The 2415-nt window shown below is 61.1% G+C and carries 1 pseudogene; it reads right to left on the bottom strand.

Annotated features, from left to right (window positions below):
- Positions 1-389: 389 nt before the first annotated feature.
- Positions 390-1575 (bottom strand): annotated as a pseudogene (locus tag NKH02_RS34260) (IS3 family transposase).
- Positions 1576-2415 lie beyond the last annotated feature (840 nt).

Genomic DNA, 2415 nt, shown 5'->3' with positions numbered 1-2415 from the left:
CGCTTCAACAGCCGCAATCCTTCAAAACAGAAGCCTCAACCGCAAACCCCCGCACCAAATGCCGCGTCAGCGGCTTCGTTCAATCGCAAAACCGAATTGCAGGAAAACAGCCCACATAAACTGCTAATCCTGCAATTCAAAAAGCCGCTATCCGCCTCAATCAGCTGCCAGATCAACGGCTTGCGGATAGTTCACGGCCGACTAAAAAGTAGAAGCCCCATTCAGCGGCGACCGGCAGGTTTCTGCGGCTGTGGCGATGCGGCGCACAACTCGCTGCTGTCGCCCCGCGCACATAGAGCGGCGCGGCGGCGGACGCCGCAGCTTGGCTACGCTTTAATCACTACTCGATCCAGCAGAATCCAAAATCCTCGTGACGTTGCCCTCAGTTTCTATCCAGTTTTGAGTTCGTTTCCGGCGTGGGTTGTGCCCTGCTGGGCGGGTGAAGCGGCGGGCGCTGGCGCGGAGCCTTTGGCATAGCGCAGCGCGAGCGACCGTCGCAGATTGAAGGTGGTGGCGAACTCGGCCGGTGTCTGCCAGGCGATTTGGGAATGCGGCCGCGCGGTGTTGTAGTCGGCGCGCCACAGGGCGATGGCGAGGCGTGCCTGAGCCAGCGAAGTAAACAGCGTCTCGTTGAGCAGTTCATCGCGCAGTCGGCCGTTGAAGCTCTCGATGAAGCCATTCTGCATCGGCTTGCCGGGCGCAATGTAATGCCATTGGACGCGGTTCTGATCCGCCCAGGAGAGGATGGCGTTCGAGGTGAACTCGCTGCCATTGTCGCTGACGATAATTCTCGGCCGGCCGCGCTCGGTGATGAGCCGGTCCAATTCTCGGGCAACCCGCATGCCCGAGAGAGACTATCAACGATGAGTGCCAGGCACTCTCTCTGCAGTCGTCGACGACGGCCAGGATGCGGAAGCGGCGCCCGTCTGTGAGCTGGTCCGATACGAAGTCGAGCGACCAGCGCTCGTCGGGCCTCAGCGGCACCACCATCGGCGCCCTAGTCCCGATCGCCCGTTTGCGGCCGCCACGGCGGCGAACGGCGAGCTTCTCCTCCCGATAGAGCCGGAACAGTTTCTTGTGGTTCACGACCAGGCCCCCCGCCTCAGCATCACGAGAAGACGCCGGTAGCCGAACCGGCGACGCTCCTGCGCGATCGCCTTCACCCGCTCGCGAAGCTCGCGGTCGTCCGGCCTGCTGGTCTCGTGGCGAACCGTCATGCGGCAACAGCCGATAGCCTTACACGCCCGCCGTTCGCTCATCCCGAAGCCTTCCTTCAGGCGAGCGACAGCTTTCCGCTTGGCCGCGGGCGTCACCATTTCTTTTCCACAAGATCCTTCAACGCGGCATTGTCGAGCATGGCGTCGGCCAGAAGCCGCTTCAGCCGCGTGTTCTCGTCCTCCAGAGCCTTCAGTCGCCGAGCCTCGGAGACATCCATCCCGCCGAAGCGGGCCTTCCATGTAAATCGAGGCGTCGCTGACCCCCGTGCTCGCGGCACAGATCGGCAACCGATACCCCGGCCTCATGTACCTTCAAAATTCCGATGATCTGCTCTTCAGAGAAGCGGCTACGTTTCATGTCCTGGTCCTCTCAATGGGCCAGAACGAACTTCAAACCGGATTAGATCAGAGGGGCAAGGTCACCCGCAATAATGCTTGTGCAATTTGTGCTCGCGATCGTCAAAATAAGCATTCTCGCGCCTCACAAAACGGTGAATTCGGCTCAGACTATTAGGACTTCATTGCGGCGCATTGGCTTAACTGTAAGACCGTATGTCCGCCTCTGCCGGTGGGGCGGCTCGGCCCGTCCGAGCAATCCTCGGACGCGCAGTAGGGCGAGCCGCCCCACCGGCAGAGGCGGACATACGGTCTTACGCTTAACTCATAGCTGACCGACGGCACGCGCTCGCTCGCGACCACATCCGCCACCGCAGTTGAACCGCGGGTGGATGGTCGGCGACGTGCGCGAAAATGTGTCGACGAGGGACGAGGGTGAGGACGCTAATCTCGCGGCCTGTGGGCGATCTCCCGAATCCGGCCTCGAGGTCCATCCGCTGGCCACGCTTCGACCTGTATTGATAGAGCGACGTTTCGATCAGAAAAAGTCAGAAAGGTCCGGGGGACCGACACTTTCCAATCCACTCAGACTTCATCCACGAGCCGCCAACTGGAAAGCCTCCTAGCTCTCGGCTACGACATCCTGAAGAATGTTCTTTGCCTAGGGCGATGCAGGCTACGATCTTCTTGAGCCGGTTGTTCTCATCCCACGGGCTGGCGCATGCGCGCCTGACTTCCCGATGGGGTAACGCCGCCAAAGCCTGACTGCCGGCGGGGTCCAACGTCAGGTCCACCAGAGAACTAGATCCGGCCGGGCGAATCCGAAGAAGCTGTTCAGCACCAGGCGACGCTTTCCGTTGCC

The organism is Mesorhizobium sp. M1396 (assembly GCF_040317725.1).
In the GTDB taxonomy this organism is placed as follows: Bacteria; Pseudomonadota; Alphaproteobacteria; order Rhizobiales; family Rhizobiaceae; genus Mesorhizobium.
This window is presented reverse-complemented; position numbering and strand designations above follow the sequence as displayed.